This is a genomic window from Mesorhizobium sp. M4B.F.Ca.ET.017.02.2.1, from assembly GCF_003998955.1.
Lineage (GTDB): Bacteria > Pseudomonadota > Alphaproteobacteria > Rhizobiales > Rhizobiaceae > Mesorhizobium > Mesorhizobium abyssinicae.
Genome location: NZ_RZOF01000615.1, coordinates 1 through 1,328 on the forward strand (window position 1 = coordinate 1; position 1,328 = coordinate 1,328).

A 1,328-nucleotide genomic window follows, 5' to 3' on the forward strand; every position below is an offset into this window, starting at 1 on the left:
TGTCCGAACCGGATAGATAGGTAACAGAATGGACCGATTGCATAGGTGACAGTTTTCTCCCTCGCCGGAGGACCCGGCGATGGTTTGGCGAGAGACTGGCATCATGGACGAGCGGCTTCGTTTTGTAGTGGATTGCCTTTCTGGCGAAGAGACGATGAGCGAGCTTTGTGCGGCCTACGGCATTTCGCGCAAGATCGGCTATAAATGGCTGGGTCGCTACCGGGAGTTTGGCCCGGAGGGTTTGCACGATCGGCCGCGAGCGCCGCTCAATCATGGCCGTGCGACAGCCCTTGATCTTGTCGAGCGGATCGTGGCGGCGAAGGAGACGTATCCGCTGTGGGGGCCCAAGAAGATCGTGGCGCGGCTCAAGCGCGCGGCTCCCGAACTGATCTGGCCGTCGGCCTCGACGGCAGGCGCTATCCTTGCGCGGCATGGGCTTGTCGGCGCCCGCAAGCGGACCCGGCTGCGGGCCTGCGGCAATGGACCTTGGCCGGAGCCGCAAGGGCCGAACGCGGTGTGGACTGGCGATCACAAGGGCTGGTTCCGGACCCGTGACGGGTGGCGTTGCGAACCGTTGACGGTGATGGATGCGTCGAGCCGCTACTTGCTGGCGCTCGAAGCGACCGGCTCGACGGCGGATGCCGAGGCCTGGCCGGTATTCGAGCGGCTGTTTGAGGAGCATGGCCTGCCGGACCGGTTCCGAAGCGACAATGGCCCGCCCTTCGCGTCGGCCGGTGTCACCGGGCTGACACCGCTTGCGGTGCGCTTCATCAAACTCGGCATCGCCCTGGAGCGGATCGCGCCCGGCAAACCCCAGCAGAACGGGCGCCACGAGCGCTTTCATCTGACCCTGTTGCCGCTGGCCGAGGCACCGGAGGCCGACAGAACGGCCCAGGGCCAGGCCTTCGAGGCCTTCCGGCACAGCTACAATGAAGAACGTCCCCATGAGGCGCTCGGCATGGACACTCCAGCCCAGCATTACAGATCCTCCCGGCGCGCCATGCCGACGATGCTGCCCGAGCCTGATTATCCAGCCGAGGCCGCGGTCCGTCATGTACGCCACAATGGCGAGATCAGGTGGAACGGCGGCTTCGTCTATGTCTCGCAGGCATTGGCTGGTGAAGCTGTCGCGGCCGCCCAGACCGAGGATGGTCAATGGGCTCTTTCGTTCCATGCCCACCAGCTCGGCATCATCGACACAAGGCGTATGACGCTTGTCCGCTGCAGCGCCGCGCCAACCAATCCGCTTGGCGCTGCAGCGGACTCATAGGGGGAGAACTGTTACCTATGTATCCGGTCCATTCTGTTACCCATCTATCGGCTGGACA

At 64.2% G+C, this 1,328-nt stretch carries 1 protein-coding gene; it reads left to right on the forward strand.

Going from position 1 to position 1,328, the window contains the following annotated elements; translation table 11 throughout:
- Positions 1 to 79 precede the first annotated feature (79 nt).
- Positions 80 to 1,270 (forward strand): integrase core domain-containing protein, encoded by a 1,191-nt coding sequence (locus EN738_RS34340; protein ID WP_127287366.1) that lies wholly within the window; start codon positions 80 to 82, stop codon positions 1,268 to 1,270.
- Positions 1,271 to 1,328 lie beyond the last annotated feature (58 nt).